The organism is Salinispora fenicalii (genome assembly GCF_000514815.1).
Lineage (GTDB): Bacteria > Actinomycetota > Actinomycetes > Mycobacteriales > Micromonosporaceae > Micromonospora > Micromonospora fenicalii.
This window is the reverse complement of record NZ_AZWQ01000010.1, coordinates 252,904-269,153: the sequence shown is the minus strand read 5'-3', so window position 1 is coordinate 269,153 and position 16,250 is coordinate 252,904. Positions and strand designations below refer to the sequence as shown.

The following is a 16,250-nucleotide window of genomic DNA, read 5'->3' as shown; positions in this document are numbered from 1 at the left end:
TCACGATGGGCGCTAGGAGGTCACCCATGGCTGACCCGTGGCTCGCCCTGGAAATCGGCGTCGATCCGGCGGAGCGGATCGCGCAGGTGGGTGCCGCCCACACGGCGTTTCTCACCGGGGCGACACCAGGGCAGGTGCGGGAGGTGGTACGCCGATCATGGGAACGGTCGATGCCGCTCGACCCGGAGGGCACCCCGCCCGTTGACCTCGTGGACGACAAGCTGGAAAGCTACCGGGCCGGGCACCCGCTGGCCCCGGTGCTGCCAATCTTCCGGGATCTGCTCGGTGGGATCGCCCAGGACGGCGCACACCTGATGGCGGTCTGCGACATCCACGGCCGGCTGCTCTGGGTGGAGGGACACCCGGGGCTACTGCGCCGGGCCGAGCAGATGAACTTCGTGCCCGGGGCCCGCTGGGACGAGACGCACGCTGGCACCAACGCGCCCGGCACCGCTCTCGCTCTGGACCACAGTGTGCAGATCTTCGCCACCGAGCACTTCAGCCGCCGCGTCCAGCGCTGGACCTGTGCCGCCGCGCCGATCCACGATCCGGCCACTGGTCGAATTCTCGGGGCGGTCGACATCACCGGCGGCGATCACCTTGCCACTCCGCAGAGCCTAGCGCTGGTCCGGGCTACCGCCCGGGCCGCCGAGGCGTTCCTTGCCGGGATGACCCCGGTCGAGCCGGACATGGTGCAGGTGACCGCGCTCGGCCGGGACGAGGCCCAGCTACGGGTCGGCGACCGCCGGATCCGGCTGGGCCGACGGCACAGCGAACTGCTGGTGTTACTGGTGGAACACCCGAAGGGGCGCACCGGGGAACAGCTCGCCCTCGATTTGTACGGCGAGGATCGGCTGCATCCCGTCACTCTCCGGGCCGAACTGTCTCGGCTACGCCGCGTACTCGGCCCGGAGCTGCTCGACTCTCGCCCGTACCGGCTGCGCTGTCGAGTACGCGCCGACTTCCGTACCGTCACCGACCGGCTGGAACGGGGTGACCCGGCGGGTGGGATCGACGCGTACTCCGGGAGTCTGCTGCCCGGCTCGGATGCGCCAGGAGTGGCCCGGCTACGCCGGCTGGTCGACGGCCAGCTCCGGGCGGCCGTGCTGGCGTCCGCGGATCCAGCCCTGCTCGTCTCCTGGACCGCGACCCCCGCCGGGGCCGACGACCTGACCGCTTGGGAGACCCTGGCGCGAGTACTGCCGCCGGGTGCCCCGCGTCGGCCGCTCGCCCTGGCCCGGGCCCGCCAGCTCGCCCGGGAGTACGGCGTCCCGCGTGCAACGTCGCTGCAACGTCGAGAAAAATAGGGTCGACGCCGTCCACTCCTCGTTGACGGCGGAGGTTCCCATGACGCGTTACGACGCGCCCACCCACTGGCAGTCCCGCTACGACCACTTCATCGGTGGCGAGTACGTCAAGCCGCATGGCGGGCGGTACTTCGAGAACCCGACTCCGGTGACCGGGCAGCCCTTCTGTGAGGTGGCCCGGGGTACCGCCGAGGACGTGGAGCGGGCCATCGACGCCGCGCACGGTGCCGCCGGGGCCTGGGGACGCACCTCGGCCGCCGACCGGGCCCTGGTCCTCAACCGGGTCGCCGACCGGATGCAGGAGCATCTGCAGGCCCTGGCGATCGCGGAGACCTGGGAGAACGGTAAGCCGATCCGTGAGACACTCGCCGCCGACATTCCGCTCGCGATCGACCACTTCCGCTACTTCGCCGGCGTGATCCGGGCCCAGGAAGGCTCCCTCGCCGAGATCGACGACGACACGGTCGCGTACCACTTCCACGAGCCGCTCGGTGTGGTCGGGCAGATCATCCCGTGGAACTTCCCGCTGCTCATGGCAACCTGGAAGCTCGCCCCGGCGCTCGCCGCCGGCAACGCGGTGGTGCTCAAGCCCGCGGAGCAAACACCTGCGTCGATCCACTACTTGCTGTCCCTGGTGGCCGACCTACTGCCGCCGGGTGTAGTCAACGTGGTCAACGGCTTCGGGGTCGAGGCGGGTCGACCGCTGGCGTCCTCTCCCCGAGTGGCCAAGGTGGCGTTCACCGGCGAGACCACGACCGGGCGGCTGATCATGCAGTACGCCAGCGAGAACATCAAGCCGGTCACCCTGGAGTTGGGGGGCAAGAGCCCGAACATCTTCTTCGACGACGTCAGCACCGCGCCGGACGACTTCCGCGACAAGGCGCTCGAGGGTTTCACCATGTTCGCCCTCAACCAGGGCGAGGTCTGCACCTGCCCGTCGCGGGCGCTGATCCAGCAGGGTCACTACGCCGACTTTCTGGCGGCGGCCGTCGAGCGGACCCGGGAGATCAGGCCGGGACACCCGTTGGACAGCGCGACGATGGTCGGCGCGCAGGCGTCCAACGACCAGCTGGAAAAGATCCTCTCCTATCTAGACATCGGCCGGCAGGAAGGCGCCCGGGTGCTGACCGGTGGCGCACGAGCGGAGCTGGGCGGTGAGCTGTCCGGTGGGTACTACGTCGAGCCAACGATTTTCGAGGGCAGCAACTCGATGCGAGTCTTCCAGGAGGAGATCTTCGGCCCGGTGGTGTCGGTGACCTCCTTCGCTGACCTCGACGACGCCGTGAAGATCGCCAACGACACCTTGTACGGACTCGGTGCCGGCATCTGGACTCGGGACATCAATACGGCATATCGGGCAGGACGGGCTATTCAGGCAGGGCGGGTCTGGACGAACTGCTACCACGCGTACCCCGCACACGCCGCGTTCGGCGGGTACAAGCAGTCCGGGATCGGCCGGGAAAACCACAAGATGATGCTGGACCACTACCAGCAGACCAAGAACCTGCTGGTCAGCTACGCCCCGAAGAAGTTGGGCTTCTTCTGATGAGCGACCTGGTCACCGTGACCCCCGCAGCGGCCGAGCTGATCCGGTCGCTGCGGGAGCAGCACGGGCCGTTGATGTTCCACCAGTCCGGTGGCTGCTGCGACGGCAGCGCACCGATGTGCTACCCCGCGGGCGAATTCCGCACCGGCTCGTCGGACATTCGGCTGGCGGCGCTGGCGGTAGGTGGCGTGCCAGAGCCAGTCGAATTCTGGATCTCGCGCGCCCAGTGGGACCTCTGGCAGCACACGAAGCTCACGATCGACGTGGTTCCCGGCCGGGGCAGCGGATTCTCCCTCGAGGCCCCGGAGGGCCTGCGCTTCCTCATCCGCTCCACCCTCGCCCGCCGCGACCACGAATGAGGCCCAGGTCGGGCACCGACGGCGCAGAGTCGAGTAACGACAGACCGCATCGACCAAACGACATACCCCGTCGAACAACGACCGACAGCCGGACTGACTGACCCCGCCCCTACCCACACGACCAGACCGCAGGGCACCAACTCCCGCGAACCCAGCTCGGGACGCAGCTCAGGGGCACCAGCTCAGGGGCACCAGCTCAAGTATCCCTCACATCCCCAAGATCATCCTATTCCCCATTTCGGCCGTACCTTGGCTGTGCCCCTCGACCAGTCAGGGCGGATGACTGGTCGGTCGCTCCCAGGACCAGGTGATGGTCGGCGCGCCCGGAGACGAGCCGGCCATACGGGCGGAGGACTCACCGTTGGTCCGCTCGAACGGCAGGCTGAATCCTTGCGTCAGTCCAGACTGCGGACTTACTCGTCTAGGTGGGCAGCAGGGATCCAACGGAGGTGACCGTCCGGGTGCGGCGGCTGGCCGTGAGCAGCGCAGCCCTAGCGGCTGACCTCGTCCAGACGGCGTCGAAGGGACCCGCGTTCGGCTACGTTGTCGGTCAGCTCCAGCGCCTGCCGGTACTCTGCCGCCGCCTCGGTGTGCCGGCCCAGCCGCCGCAGCAGGTCGGCCCGAGTCGCCGGCAGGTACCGGTAGCCGGCGAGCCGGCCGTCGGCGTCCAGCGCCTCGATGGTTGCCAGGGCGGCGGTCGGTCCGTCCGCCATGGACACAGCGACCGCCCGGTTCAGGGCCACCACCGGTGACGTCCAGACCGTCAGGAGCACGTCGTACAGGCCGACGATCTGGCGCCAGTCGGTGTCTTCGTAGGTCGGTGCCTCGGCGTGCAGCGCCGCGATGGCCGCCTGCAGCGCGAAACGGCCGGCCCCGCCGCGCAGCGCGCCCGGGACCAGCGCCGCGCCCTCGGCGATCGCGGTCCGGTCCCACTGGCCGCGGTCTTGCTCGGCGAGGAGAAGCAGCCGCCCGTCGGTAGCCGTTCGGGTCGCCCGGCGGGCGTCGGTGAGCAGCAGCAGAGCCAGCAGCCCGCGTACCTCCCGCTCATCGGGCATGAGCGTCCGCAGCATCCGGGCCAGGTCGAACGCCTTCTCCACCAGGTCCACCCGCACCAGCCGGTCGCCGGCCGGGGCGGTGTGCCCGGTGGTGTAGAGCAGGTGCACCACGGTCAGTACCGCGTCCAGCCGGTCCGGCAGTTCCTCGGGAGCCGGCGCGCGGTAGGCGATCCGGGCCGCGGCGATCTTCTTCTTGGCCCGGGTGATCCGGGCCGCCATCGTCGCCTCGGAGATCAAAAACGCATGAGCAATCTCGGCCGTGGTGAGCCCGCAGACCAGCCGGAGCGTGAGCGCGACCTGTGCCTCCCGGGCGAGTGCTGGGTGGCAGCAGGTGAAGAGCAGGCGCAGCCGGTCGTCGATGATGTCCTCCACCGTGGACTCCTCGGGTTCGACCAGCAGCGGCAGCTTGGCGCGCAGGGTGCGCTCGCGGCGGCGGCCGTCGAGGGCCCGCCGCCGTGCGGTCGTCGTCAGCCATGCGCCGGGGTTGTCCGGGACGCCGTCGCGCAGCCAGGCGTCGAGCGCGATCACGTACGCGTCCTGCACGCACTCCTCGGCGAGGTCGAGGTCGCCGGTGACGCGCACCGTCGCGGCGAGCACGAAAGCCCACTCGCGACGGTGCGTATCGGCGACAGCTCGCGCGATATTCGTCTTGTTCAGCCGTCTACCTCCATGATCGGGCGGAGTTCCACGCCGCCGGCGCCGGCGGGGCAGAGCTTGGCCAACGCGATGGCATGGTCGAGGTCACGGGCCTCGACCACGTAGTAGGCACCGAGGGCCTCTTTTGTCTCGACGAACGGGCCGTCGGTGACCATGTCGCCACGGACCGTCGTGGCGGCGCTGGTCGGCTGGAGCGCCTCCCCACCGAGGATCTTGCCCCCCTGTTCAGGCACCTGCAGGGTGAACCGCTCGTGCTCGGCCATCGCGGCCTGCCACTGCTCCTCGCTGGCGTTCTCCCACACCTGCTCGGACTCGTAGATCAAGATCAGGTACTTGGCCATGAAATCCTCCTCCAGCTGCTGATTCTGGTCCGACAACCTTCCGACGAATGGCGGGACGCAGATTTCGACAGCGGCCCGGATCCTTGCTCGGCAAGAAGCCCGGGCCACCCTGGAACGGGTGCACGAGTTGCCGATCGTCGGCGATGTTCGGGGCGACGGATACTTCTACGGCATCGAACTGGTCAAGGACAAGGCGACCAAGGAGACCTTCGACGAGGCGGACTCCGAGCGGCTGCTGCGCGAACTTCCTCTCCCCCGCGCTCTTCCGCTCCGACCTCTACTGCCGAGCCGACGACCGGGGTGACCCGGTGGTGCAGCTCGCACCACCGTTGATTGCCGGGCCTGAGCAGTTCGACGAGATGGAACAGATCCTGCGAGTCGTCTTCACCGAAGCCTGGTCCCGGCTGCAGCCGTACCGGGGGACGACCGCGGCGGCGGTCAGTGACTGGGGGGGATTACGCGGAGGTGGCCGCGACGCCCGGTGGACGACGTCGAGGGCGCTGAGTCGGGGCTACCCTCCGGGGGCCGAGGGGCTACCGGGCGGGCTGCCTCGCGGACCGCCTCGGCGAGAGCGACCAGGTCGTCGGTCGTGGGCGGCGGCGGCTCGAACTCCCCCTCGTGCCGGACGACTTCCCAGCCTCGGGGCGCGGTCAGACTGCGCGCATGCGGCTCACAGAGGTCGTACGTGTGCGGCTCGGCAAAAGCAGCCAGCGGCCCCACCACGGCGGTCGACTCGTTGTAGACATAGGTCAATGTGGCGACTGCTTGCCGGGGACAGCCGTTTCGGGTACAGCGCCGTGATGACCTCACCGCGGCAGGGTATCTCCATTACCGGCTTCGGCGCACCGGTTCGCGACCCGACACGCCCGTCTTGGTGATCACAATTCAGCCGTTCGGATCCGGCGCGCCAGCGCGCCCCGGCTGTCGCGGGACAACACCGGTCGGGGACTACCCTGGGCCCATGGGAAGCCCGGAACACCGCCGCCCCGGCACCGGCCGGCGCACGCGCCGCGACCGTCATGGCCGTGGCCTGCGCGGCCGCCTGGTGCCGGCCACGGTGCCCCTGGCTCGAACGAAGGCCGAGGTCTTCGACGGACTGGTGCTGGACACGGTCGAAACACTTGAGCGGCGGTTCGCCAAGGAGTTGGCCGGGGTCGAGTTCGCGGTGGAGGATGTGCCGCCGGAGCTGAATGTCTACGACTCTGACGTTCTCGAGGATGGCGCAGTGCCCCTCGCCCGCCTGCTGCCCGGGCGACCGGGCCGCCAGGAGATGCCGCCACGGATCGTCCTCTACCGCCGGCCGCTGGAGTTCCGGGCGATGGACCGTGAGGACCTCGCCGACCTCGTCCACGACGTCATCATCGAACAGGTGGCGAACCTACTCGGAGCGGACCCGGATGAGTTGGCCTGAGCCGGTCCGGGGCAGCGGTCCGGGGCAGCCCCCACCACCCCGGATCCAACCTGATGTCAGGCGGCACGCCGCTTGAGCCTGCGGCGCTCCCGCTCGGAGAGACCGCCCCAGATGCCGAACCGCTCGTCGTGACCGAGCGCGTACTCAAGGCACTCGGTCTTGACCTCGCAGCGTGAGCAGATCCGCTTCGCCTCACGGGTTGAGCCGCCCTTCTCGGGGAAGAACGCCTCCGGGTCGGTTTGCGAGCAGAGCGCCCGCTCCTGCCACTCCGGCGCGTTTCCGAGCAGGTCGGCCGCCTCGAGCTGGCCGTCCATTCGATGCCTCCTTGTCGCGCACCGGCGTCATCGCCGCTGCAACCCCCCACGCGAAAGGCGTGTTGTCCGTCCGATACCGATATGTAGCGTTTCGCGAACAACCCCAGTCAAATTACACGCGTGTCGTACGTGCGCCGTCAAGCCAATCTTGATAATGGGGTTGCCCTCCAAACCTCACCCGGTCCGGCCCATCCGGCCTCCCGGCCTCGCAACCTGCCCTACCGATTCAGACCCCTGCCGGGTAACGCCCGCCCCGGCGAGTTGCCGGAGTTTTCTCCGTGGCGCGGCACCGAACACCGGACACGCCAACCCGTCGAACCAGATCGTGATCTTGGCGGTGCACAGGCTATCCCGCCGCCACAACACCCATCGCCCAGGGTGACCCAAAAGACGCAACCCCAGTCCACATAGTGGACGATCTGCGCGACAGGCGATAGGTACGAAAGACAGCAAGTCGGCTATCGCCTCAGCCAGGCAGGAGGTATTGGAAGTCCATCCACCATGGACGGGCTTCGAGCTCATCCGACCCGAAAATCCCACCAATCGGTACAGCGACCGACCGAGGGGCCAGGCTGGCCGCCGCCGGGTGGGCTGCCGCGGTGGACTGCCCAATTGCCGCAGACCACCCCACACGCCAGGGGACCACTCCCGTGGCAGGGAACCACCCCCCACCGGCCACCGGCCCAACCCAGGGGTCCGGAAAGCGGCACAGATCCGGGTCCGGAAGGCGGCGTAGGTCCGGGTCCCGCAAGCGGTGTAGGTCAGGCGCTACCCGGCCCGGTGCCCATACGCGGTTGTTCGCCTGCTCGCTGGCCGCCCGGCCGCTGCCGCGATCGCGACCAACTGTTCCTCGGTCCGAGCCGACCCGTTGCCGGAGCCCGCCATCCGGGAGATGGTCTCCTCCATCAGGGTGCCGCCCAGATCGTTGCAGCCGCCGCGGAGCAGTTCGGCGCTCCCCTCGTCCCCCAGCTTCACCCACGAGCACTGGATGTTACGGATCCGGTCGTGCAGCAGCAGCCGGGACATCGCGTGCACCACCCGATTCTCCCGCCAGGTAGGCCCCGGACGGGCGATCCCGGCCAGATAGATCGGGGCGTTGGTGTGCACGAACGGCAGCGCGACAAACTCGGTGAAGCCGCCCGTACGGTCTTGTGTGTTGGCCAACACCCGGAAGTGGGTAAGCCACTGCGCGGGATGGTCAACGTGTCCGTACATCATCGTGGAGCTGGACCGAATCCCCAGCTCGTGCGCGGTGGTGACCACCTCGACCCAGGCGGCCGTCGGTAGCTTGCCCTTGGTGAGGACCCAGCGCACCTCGTCGTCGAGGATCTCGGCGGCGGTGCCCGGGATGGTGTCCAGCCCGGCCTCCCGTAGCTCGGTCAGCCACTCCCGGATGGACACGCCCGCCTTGCCGGCCGCGGTAACGACCTCCATCGGGGAGAACGCGTGCACATGCAACCCCGGCACCCGGGTCTTGATCGCCCGCACCAGGTCGGCGTAGGCCGTCACCGGCAGCCTCGGGTCGATACCTCCCTGGAGGCACACCTCACTGGCCCCGGCCCGCCACGCCTGCTCGGCCCGGTCCGCGATCTGGTCAACCGAGAGGCGGTACGCGTCGGCATCCCGCTCGCGCTGCGCGAAAGCGCAGAAACGGCAGCCCACATAGCAGACATTGGTGAAGTTAATGTTGCGGTTGACCACGTAGGTGACCTCGTCACCGACCGCGTCGCGGCGAACATCGTCGGCGATCCGACACAGCTCATCCAAGGCCGGGCCATCCGCAGCGAAGAGCGCCAGCGCGGCAGCGGTGTGTCCGGGCTCCAGCAGCGACGCCGGATCGTCCGCGGCGAGGCGCAGACCGGCCCGTAGGTCGTGGTCGCCGACTCCGGCGGTCGCTCCGGCGCCCACCCGATCGGCCACCATCGACCAATCGCCGTAGACCTGGTCGAAGTCCCCCCGCCGATCGGTGGTACGGCCGGTGGTGTCGATGGTGGTGTGCAGGTCGACCCGCCCACCGTAGGTCTCGTCCGGCTCCTGCCACGGATGCCCCGTCGGGCGGACGGTGGGCACCGCCAGCCCGGTCGCCGGATCCGCCAGGGCCGCCACGTGCGGCAGTAGGCGCGGGTCGAGCCACGGGTCACCGGCGCGGACGTACTCCGGGTAGATCGTCAACCGCTCCCGCAGTGCGAACCCGGCCTGCTCGGTGCGACGGGACAGCTCGTCAAGCTGCGGCCAGGGTCGCTCCGGATTGACATGGTCCGGGGTCAACGGCGAGACGCCACCCCAGTCGTCGATGCCGGCGCGCAGCAGCAGATCGTACTCGCCCGCGATGAGGTTCGGTGGTGCCTGGAGGCGAGCCTGAGGGCCGAGCAGCACCCGGGCCACCGCCACGGTGGCGGCGAGATCGTGCAGCTCCGCATCCGGCATCCCGCGCATCGCTGTGTCTGGCTTGGCCCGAAAGTTCTGCACGATCACCTCCTGAAGGTGGCCGTACTCCCGGTGTGACCGGCGGATCGCGAAGAGCGCATCGACCCGCTCGGCCGGGGTCTCCCCGATCCCGATGAGGATGCCGGTGGTGAAGGGCACATTCACCCGCCCCGCGTCCTCGAGCACCCGCAGCCGTACGGCCGGCTCCTTGTCCGGCGAGCCATAGTGCGGGCCTTTCGGGGATGACCACAGTCGGGTGGCGGTGGTCTCCAACATCATGCCCATGCTCGGCGCGACCGGTTTGAGTCGCTGCAGTTCAGACCAGCTGAGTACCCCGGGGTTGAGGTGTGGCAGCAGGCCCGTCTCCTCCAGCACGGCCACCGCGCAGGAGCGCAGGTAGTCCAGGGTCGAGTCGTACCCACGCTCGTCCAACCACTGGCGAGCCGCCGGCCAGCGCTCTTCCGGCCGGTCGCCGAGCGTGAACAACGCCTCCTTGCAGCCGAGCTCCGCGCCCTGCCGGGCGATCGCCAGCACCTCGTCGCGGTCGAGGAACGCCGCCGGCAGCCGGTGCGGCACCGTGGCGAAAGTGCAGTAGTGACACCGGTCCCGGCAGAGTCGGGTGAGCGGGATGAACACCTTCTTCGAGTACGTCACCACGCCCGGCCGCCCGGCCGCGCGCAGCCCCGCGTCCCGGATCGCACCGGCGACTCGAAACAACTCGTCCAGCGCGGCACCTCGAGCGCTCAGCAGCGCCGTCGCCTCGTCGGCGTCCAGCGCCCGCCCGGACGCCGCTCGACGCAACGCCCGCCGGACACTCGCCTCGGTGGGGACCGGCTCCGTGCGATCAACCATCCGCTCAGCGTAGGCGCTCCACCCGCCTCCGCGCCCTGCCGGCTTGATCACTTCGTGGGCTGGGCCATCGGGCGGGCCGGAGACGGACGTGGTCAGTCGGGGCTGTCGGACGGGTTGATGCGCCGGGTGCGGTCCTCGTCGTGCGACGGCGCCGGGGGCTCAACCGACTGGCGGGGAATCGCCTGGGTCGGCTCAGCCGAGGGCGGCTGCCCGAACGGCGTGGCCGGCGGGGACAGCGGAGACGGCGGAGACGGCGGGGCCGGCGGGGAGGACGACGGGGACGCCCCGGCGGGTGGCTCAGCGGACTGGCCATAGACGGCACCAGGCTGAGGCGGAACGGGCCAACCAGCACCCTGGCTGGAGCCGGGCCAACCAGCACCCTGGCTGGGGTCGGGCCAACCAGCACCCTGGTTAGGGCCAGGCCAACCGCCGGACCCGGGGGCAGGCCAACCGGGCTGGCCGCCCGGCTGCCCACCGGGGGGCGGAGCCGGCCAGCCCGGCTGGGGAGCACCGTAGACCCCGGGCTGGGGTTTGGGCTTCGGCACGTAGTAGAGCCGGCGCCAGATCCGATACACCGGGAACCCGGCCAGCAGCAGCAGCCCCAGCCCGGCCAGCTGGCTCAGGAACCCGAGGAAAGCCTCGAGCAGCTCAGCGGAGACCAGCCGGTCAACGGACCAGATCAAGAGAGTCAACGCGCCGAAGAACGCGCTGAAGGTGTACTGACCCAACGCCACCTGAGTGATCAGCTTCGCCCGGGGAAGCACCGGGTGCAGGTGGGTGGCGAGCAGGACCGCCAGCAGCGGTAGGACGACCGCCTCGATGCCGGTAAACACGGCGGCAGAGGTACCCGAGGTCAGGAGCCGAAGCAGACCGACAAAGAGGAGGAGGGCATTCGCGGCGAGAAGCGCGAACGCCGCCGGTTCACGCAACGGCCGGGTCAGTTGACGGGCCGGCGTCGACTCAGTAGACGTCGGTTCGACGGGGCTGGTCACGGTATCCCCCTTCGCATGGAATCGGACAACTGCCGACGTGAGCCTAGTCTCCCGGGTGGCCCAGAGCCCGGAGGCGGCGGGTAGGCGAGGATGGACGACATGCGCATCGTGGTTCTGACCGGAGGAGTCGGCGGCGCCCGATTCCTGCTCGGGGTGCGGGCTTACGCCCGCGCGATCGGCGCCGAGGTGACCGCCGTGGTCAACGTGGGCGACGACCTGTATCTACACGGACTGAAGGTCTGCCCGGACCTGGACAGCGTCCTGTACACGCTGGGTGGGGGCGCCGACCCGGAACGTGGTTGGGGACGCGTCGCGGAGAGTTGGACGGTGCGGGAGGAGCTGGCCGCCTACGGGGCAGAGCCGGCCTGGTTCGGGCTGGGCGACCGAGATCTCGCCACCCACCTGGTCCGCACCACCAAGATCACCGCCGGCTACCCACTGCACCAGGTCACCGCTGCGCTGGCCACCCGCTGGGAGCCCGGCGTACGCCTGCTGCCGGCGACCGATGACCGCCTGGAGACCCACGCGGTAGTTGACCTCGACGGCGGCCAGCGGGCGATCCACTTCCAGGAGTGGTGGGTACGGTACCGGGCCGAGCTTCCCACGCACCGGTTCGTCTTCGTCGGCGCGGAGGACGCGAAGCCGGCGCCGGGAGTGACCGAGGCGATCGCCGCGGCGGACCTGGTGCTGATCGCACCGAGTAATCCGGTGGTGAGCATCGCCCCGATCCTGGCCGTGCCCGGGATGCGGGACGCGGTCGCGACGGGTCCCGCCCCGGTGATCGGAGTGTCCCCGATCATCGGCACCGCGCCGGTACGCGGGATGGCCGACCGGTGCCTGGCCGTACTCGGCATCGAATGCAGCGCTGCCGGAGTGGGCGGTCTCTATGGTGGACGGAGCAGTGGCGGCCTGCTCGACGGCTGGCTGGTGGCCGAGGAGGATGCGGCGACCGTGGTACCGGAGGTGACGGTCCACGCGGCGCCGTTGCGGATGACGGACGAAGCGGCGACCACAGCGATGGTCCGGGCCGCGGTGGGGTTGATGTGAACCTGGAGATCATGCCGGTGCACGGCATCGGCCACGTGTCCGAAGGCGACGACCTAGCCGCCATGATTGTCGCCGCGGCGCCATGGCTGTGCGACGGTGACATCCTGGTGGTGACGAGCAAAGTTGTCTCGAAGGCGGAGGGACGGCTGGTAGACGTCCCGGCCGACGGACCGGAGCGGCTCGCGGCCCGCGCAGAGGTGCTGGCGACGGAGACCGCGCGGGTGGTCGCCGCCCGCGGCGCAACCCGGATCGTCCAGACCCACCACGGTTTCGTGATGGCCGCCGCGGGAATCGACGCCTCCAACGTCGACAAGACCCGACTGGTGCTGCTCCCAGTTGACCCAGACGCCTCCGCCCGGGCGTTGCGCACCGCGCTACGACAGCGGTACGGCCTGGATCTGCCGGTCATCATCAGCGACACCATGGGGCGACCGTGGCGCAACGGGCTCACCGATGTCGCACTCGGCGTCGCCGGCCTCAACGCCGTCCACGACCACCGGGGTGAGGTCGACCCGTACGGCAACGAGTTGGAACTCACCCAGATGGCGGTGGTTGACGAACTGGCCGGCGCCGGCGAACTGGTCAAGGGCAAATGTGACCAGGTGCCGGTCGCGGTCATACGCGGCTACCCGGCCGCCCCGCCGGCCGACGACGAACTCGGGGCCAGGGTCCTGATCCGGGACTCGTCGTTGGACCTGTTCTCACTCGGCACCGCCGAGGCGCGGGCGGCCGGGCTGGCCGAGGCCGCCGCCCTGCCGAACGGCACCGGCGCGACGGCGCCCGACCCGGGGGTGATCGACCGGGCGATCGCCGTCGTGGGTGCGACGGTAGCCCCCGGCACAGTCTTCACCCACGTCACCGACCGGGCCACCTACGACCAGTTAGCCGGCGCGGTACCGGGCTGGCCAGCCGCGGCGAACACCCTGCTACTCGCCGCCCCACCGACCCCGGTGGACCCGTTCGGGCTGGTCCGGTTCGGCGCCGACGTACACCGCCTGCGCGCCGCCCTAGCCGCCGAGGGCCTGCCCTCAACCCTGCTGCCGCCCCCGCCCGGCACCTCCGCCACCGCGGCCCTGGCGCTCTAGGGGGTGGCGGTGGCACCGGTCGCGGGGCGGCTGCCCCGCGACCGAGCCAGGGTCAACCCACCCAGAGCGCGACCCGGTGGTCCTCGTCGGTGACGTAGAACCGGCTCCCGTCGAGCTCGGCAAGCCCTTCGACGTGGTGGAACGGCGCGAGGTCGGCGACCAGTTCACCGGCGATCCGGTGTCCCTGGTCCGGGAGTCGGAAGCGGACGTGCCGGGAGGTCACCTCCCCACCTGCCGGGTGGTCGGCCAGCAGCACCGAGCCCTTCCCGAGCGCGTCGATCGAACCGATCACCGCCGCGTAGCCGCCGTCCGCGGCGGGCACGACCGCCCGAAAACCGGACAACGCGCCGGGTGGGGTCACCCCGGTCAGCACGTACGCGCCCAGCGCCTCCGGCCAGGTCGGACTGGGCTCGAACATCTGGGGCACGCCGGCCAACTCGACCAGAATCGGGTCACCCTCGGCGGTGACCGGGAACCGAAGCCCGAGCAGCGCCGTGCCGGCCGGGGTAAAGGCGACCCCCTCCACATTCAGCGGCAGGTCGTCGGCGGCCAACCGCTCGACCCAGCCCTTGGACCGGGCGGTCCCCCGCGCCACGGTGGCGCCGATGAACCGGGAGCGAACCTGATCTCCGGGCGGCAGCGGCGTGAACGGGGCCTTGAGTAGGGCGTCATTCACCGCGCGGTGGAGCCGGAACCGGTTGCGTACCACCTGCACCGGCAGCGGACCACGGGCCGCGTCCCGCTCGCGGAACCGGGCCACAAACGCCCGCCGCGGACGCAGCGGGCCGGCCTTCGACCCGAAGTGCGACCCGAAGACATACACCCAGCCGTCGTGGTGGGCCAACGCCTCACCGTCCTCGGTACGGCCGTTCTCGGCTCCGGCGTCGGCGCTTACATGCAGGGCCGTCCAGGTGCCGTCGGCAAGCTCCAGGAGCAGTGCGAGGCACTGCTCGACCGGGCCCTCGTCGAGCACCGTCCAGAACCCACGCCGGGCACCGTGGGCGCGCAGCAGCGCCGGCGAACGCACCGGGAGCAGATCACTGGCCTCGTTGTCGCCCACCACGAATTCCAGGAGTCGCAAAGTCACCAGCCAAGCCTACGAACACCGCACACGTAGGGTTGCGGGCGCACCCGTTTGTTAGGAGGGCCCTTGTCAACGCCCGATCTCCAGGTCGACTCGCCGCCCAGTCCCGCCCTGCACGCCGACGCTCTCGCCGTGCTGCGCGGCTGGACACCCACCTCGGTGGCCGCCGCCGAAGCCCGGGACCGGACGCTGGACCTCCTCGCTGCCGGGCCGGAAGCGATGAGCCGGACGCACCGGGCCGGCCACGTCACCGCCAGCGCGCTGGTGTTCGACGCCACCGGTTCCCGGGTGCTGCTCTGCCTGCACGGCAAGTTCCGCCAGTGGGTGCAGCTCGGCGGGCACTGCGAGCCCGTCGATTCGACGCTAGTCGCGGCGGCGCTGCGGGAGGCGACCGAGGAGTCCGGCGTGACCGGCCTGCGGATCGATCCGGTGCCGATCGACGTGGACATTCACCCAGTCACCTGCCAGGGCGGCTCATTTCACCACGACGTACGCTTCGCTGTCCTCGCCCCGCCCGGCGCACAGGTCCAGGTCAGCGAGGAGTCGGAGAAGCTGGGCTGGTTCCCACCGAGCCAGCTTCCGACTCCGTTGGCCGGCGGGACCACCCAGCTGATCACGCCCGCTCTGGCGGCGCTCAGACGAGCCCCACTTCACCCCGTTCCTTGAGCTCGTCCACGAGTTGCTTCACGTCCTGGGCGCGGTCACGCGGGCAGACCAGCAACGCGTCCGGGGTGTCGACCACGATCAGGTCGTGCACTCCGACCGTCGTGACGAGCCGGCCCGAGTGCGGGACAACCACCAGGTTCGTGCTGTCCTGCAGCAGGACGCTGGGCTTCGCATCCCCGCCCAGGATCATGTTGCCGGCCGGGTCCGCTGGCAGGACCTCGCCGAGGGTGTGGAAATCGCCGACGTCGTTCCAGCCGAAGGCGCCGGGGACCGTCGCCACCCGCCCCGCGGTCGCCGCCCCCTCCATCACCGCGTAGTCGACCGAGATCTTCGGCAGCGCCGGCCAGACCGTGCCGAGCACCTTGTCCTGTTCTTCGGTGCCCCAGGCGGCGGCGATCTCAAGAACGCCCGCGTGCAGCGCCGGCTGCTGTCGGGCCAACTCGGCGAGGAAGACATCCACCCGCCACACGAACATGCTGGCGTTCCAGAGGTGCCGCCCAGACCGGAGGTACGCCTCCGCCACGTCGGCGTCCGGCTTCTCCTTGAACTCGATCACCGGCCGCAACGATCCGTCCCCGGTCGGCTCGCCGGTCTCCAGGTAGCCGTAGCCGGTCTCCGCCCAGGCCGGGGTGATCCCCACCGTCATCAACAGCCCTTGCTCGGCACCGCGGGCGGCCTGACGCACCGTGTCTCGCCAGCCGGCCGGGTCACCGATCAGATGGTCCGCCGCGAACGAGCCCATCACCGCGGTCGGCTCCTGCCGGGCGATCACGGCGGCAGCCAGTCCGATCGCCGCGCACGAGTCCCGCGGCGACGGCTCGACCAGGATGTTCTGCTCCGGCAACCCGGCCAGTTGGCGGGCCACCGCGGTGGCGTGTGCCGTGCCGGTGACCACGAAGGTGTGCTCCGGCATCGCCAGCGAACCGAGCCGCTCCACGGTCGCCTGCAACAGCGACGCAGCGGACCCGGTGAGCGGGTGAAGGAACTTTGGATGCCCGGCGCGGGACAGCGGCCACAGCCTGGTGCCGCTGCCACCCGCCGGGATAACGGCGTAAATCACCCGCACATTCTCCCCGAGCCGATCGACTGAGGCCGCAGGGTCAGCCG

At 70.2% G+C, this 16,250-nt stretch carries 15 protein-coding genes and 1 pseudogene; 8 read left to right on the top strand and 8 right to left on the bottom strand.

The window, feature by feature from the left end:
* The first annotated feature begins 26 nt into the window (after positions 1-26).
* Genes B116_RS0104330 through B116_RS0104320 form a run of 3 tightly spaced genes read left to right on the top strand, consistent with a single transcriptional unit; the run spans position 27 to position 3,212 of the window.
* Positions 27-1,307: a GAF domain-containing protein gene (locus tag B116_RS0104330; RefSeq protein ID WP_027659311.1), complete on the top strand. Its 1,281-nt coding sequence runs from the start codon at positions 27-29 to the stop codon at positions 1,305-1,307.
* Between the two features lie 40 nt (positions 1,308-1,347).
* Positions 1,348-2,853, top strand: a complete 1,506-nt coding sequence (gene exaC / locus B116_RS0104325) for an acetaldehyde dehydrogenase ExaC (protein ID WP_027659310.1) — start codon at positions 1,348-1,350, stop codon at positions 2,851-2,853.
* Positions 2,853-3,212, top strand: coding sequence for a DUF779 domain-containing protein (locus B116_RS0104320; protein WP_018721098.1), 360 nt, complete (start codon positions 2,853-2,855; stop codon positions 3,210-3,212). Before exaC ends, B116_RS0104320 begins: the two co-directional genes overlap by 1 nt.
* Before the next feature lie 491 nt (positions 3,213-3,703).
* Here B116_RS0104320 and B116_RS0104315 read toward each other — a convergent pair whose 3' ends face one another.
* Both B116_RS0104315 and B116_RS0104310 read right to left on the bottom strand, forming a co-directional pair.
* Complete coding sequence (locus tag B116_RS0104315) at positions 3,704-4,864, bottom strand: RNA polymerase sigma factor (protein WP_027659309.1); 1,161 nt, start codon at positions 4,862-4,864, stop codon at positions 3,704-3,706.
* A 56-nt stretch (positions 4,865-4,920) separates the two neighbouring features.
* Positions 4,921-5,265: a YciI family protein gene (locus B116_RS0104310; RefSeq protein WP_026321498.1), complete on the bottom strand. Its 345-nt coding sequence runs from the start codon at positions 5,263-5,265 to the stop codon at positions 4,921-4,923.
* Between the two features lie 43 nt (positions 5,266-5,308).
* On the opposite strand from B116_RS0104310, the pseudogene B116_RS26210 reads away from it, so the two are divergent.
* A pseudogene (locus B116_RS26210) lies at positions 5,309-5,672 on the top strand (aspartate aminotransferase family protein); the annotation flags it as partial.
* A gap of 31 nt (positions 5,673-5,703) precedes the next feature.
* Here the strand turns inward: B116_RS26210 and B116_RS26205 are convergent.
* Positions 5,704-6,075, bottom strand: a complete 372-nt coding sequence (locus B116_RS26205) for a DUF3499 domain-containing protein (protein WP_026321499.1) — start codon at positions 6,073-6,075, stop codon at positions 5,704-5,706.
* A gap of 151 nt (positions 6,076-6,226) precedes the next feature.
* Between B116_RS26205 and B116_RS0104295 the strand changes: the two genes are divergently transcribed.
* Positions 6,227-6,676 (top strand): metallopeptidase family protein, encoded by a 450-nt coding sequence (locus B116_RS0104295; RefSeq protein WP_018721102.1) that lies wholly within the window; start codon positions 6,227-6,229, stop codon positions 6,674-6,676.
* Positions 6,677-6,732: 56 nt separating this feature from the next.
* Here B116_RS0104295 and B116_RS0104290 read toward each other — a convergent pair whose 3' ends face one another.
* The 3 genes from B116_RS0104290 to B116_RS0104280 all read right to left on the bottom strand — a co-directional run bounded on the left by B116_RS0104290 (position 6,733) and on the right by B116_RS0104280 (position 11,261).
* A complete protein-coding gene (locus B116_RS0104290) occupies positions 6,733-6,990 on the bottom strand; it encodes a WhiB family transcriptional regulator (protein WP_011904858.1) in 258 nt (85 codons plus the stop codon).
* 768 nt (positions 6,991-7,758) lie between these two features.
* Complete coding sequence (locus B116_RS0104285) at positions 7,759-10,269, bottom strand: bifunctional FO biosynthesis protein CofGH (RefSeq protein ID WP_027659307.1); 2,511 nt, start codon at positions 10,267-10,269, stop codon at positions 7,759-7,761.
* A gap of 92 nt (positions 10,270-10,361) precedes the next feature.
* Positions 10,362-11,261, bottom strand: coding sequence for a hypothetical protein (locus tag B116_RS0104280; protein WP_027659306.1), 900 nt, complete (start codon positions 11,259-11,261; stop codon positions 10,362-10,364).
* A gap of 99 nt (positions 11,262-11,360) precedes the next feature.
* Here B116_RS0104280 and cofD point away from each other — a divergent pair, with 99 nt between their 5' ends.
* A complete protein-coding gene (gene cofD, locus B116_RS0104275; RefSeq protein ID WP_027659305.1) occupies positions 11,361-12,308 on the top strand; it encodes a 2-phospho-L-lactate transferase in 948 nt (315 codons plus the stop codon).
* Positions 12,305-13,393, top strand: coding sequence for a coenzyme F420-0:L-glutamate ligase (locus tag B116_RS0104270; RefSeq protein ID WP_027659304.1), 1,089 nt, complete (start codon positions 12,305-12,307; stop codon positions 13,391-13,393). Before cofD ends, B116_RS0104270 begins: the two co-directional genes overlap by 4 nt.
* Positions 13,394-13,445: 52 nt before the next feature.
* On the opposite strand, the gene B116_RS0104265 is transcribed toward B116_RS0104270, so the two are convergent.
* Positions 13,446-14,480 (bottom strand): hypothetical protein, encoded by a 1,035-nt coding sequence (locus tag B116_RS0104265; RefSeq protein ID WP_026321500.1) that lies wholly within the window; start codon positions 14,478-14,480, stop codon positions 13,446-13,448.
* Between the two features lie 63 nt (positions 14,481-14,543).
* On the opposite strand from B116_RS0104265, the gene B116_RS0104260 reads away from it, so the two are divergent.
* Positions 14,544-15,143, top strand: a complete 600-nt coding sequence (locus B116_RS0104260) for an NUDIX hydrolase (RefSeq protein WP_027659303.1) — start codon at positions 14,544-14,546, stop codon at positions 15,141-15,143.
* Here the strand turns inward: B116_RS0104260 and B116_RS0104255 are convergent.
* Complete coding sequence (locus tag B116_RS0104255; protein WP_027659302.1) at positions 15,112-16,209, bottom strand: mannose-1-phosphate guanylyltransferase; 1,098 nt, start codon at positions 16,207-16,209, stop codon at positions 15,112-15,114. The two genes, B116_RS0104260 and B116_RS0104255, sit on opposite strands and share 32 nt — an antisense overlap.
* Positions 16,210-16,250 lie beyond the last annotated feature (41 nt).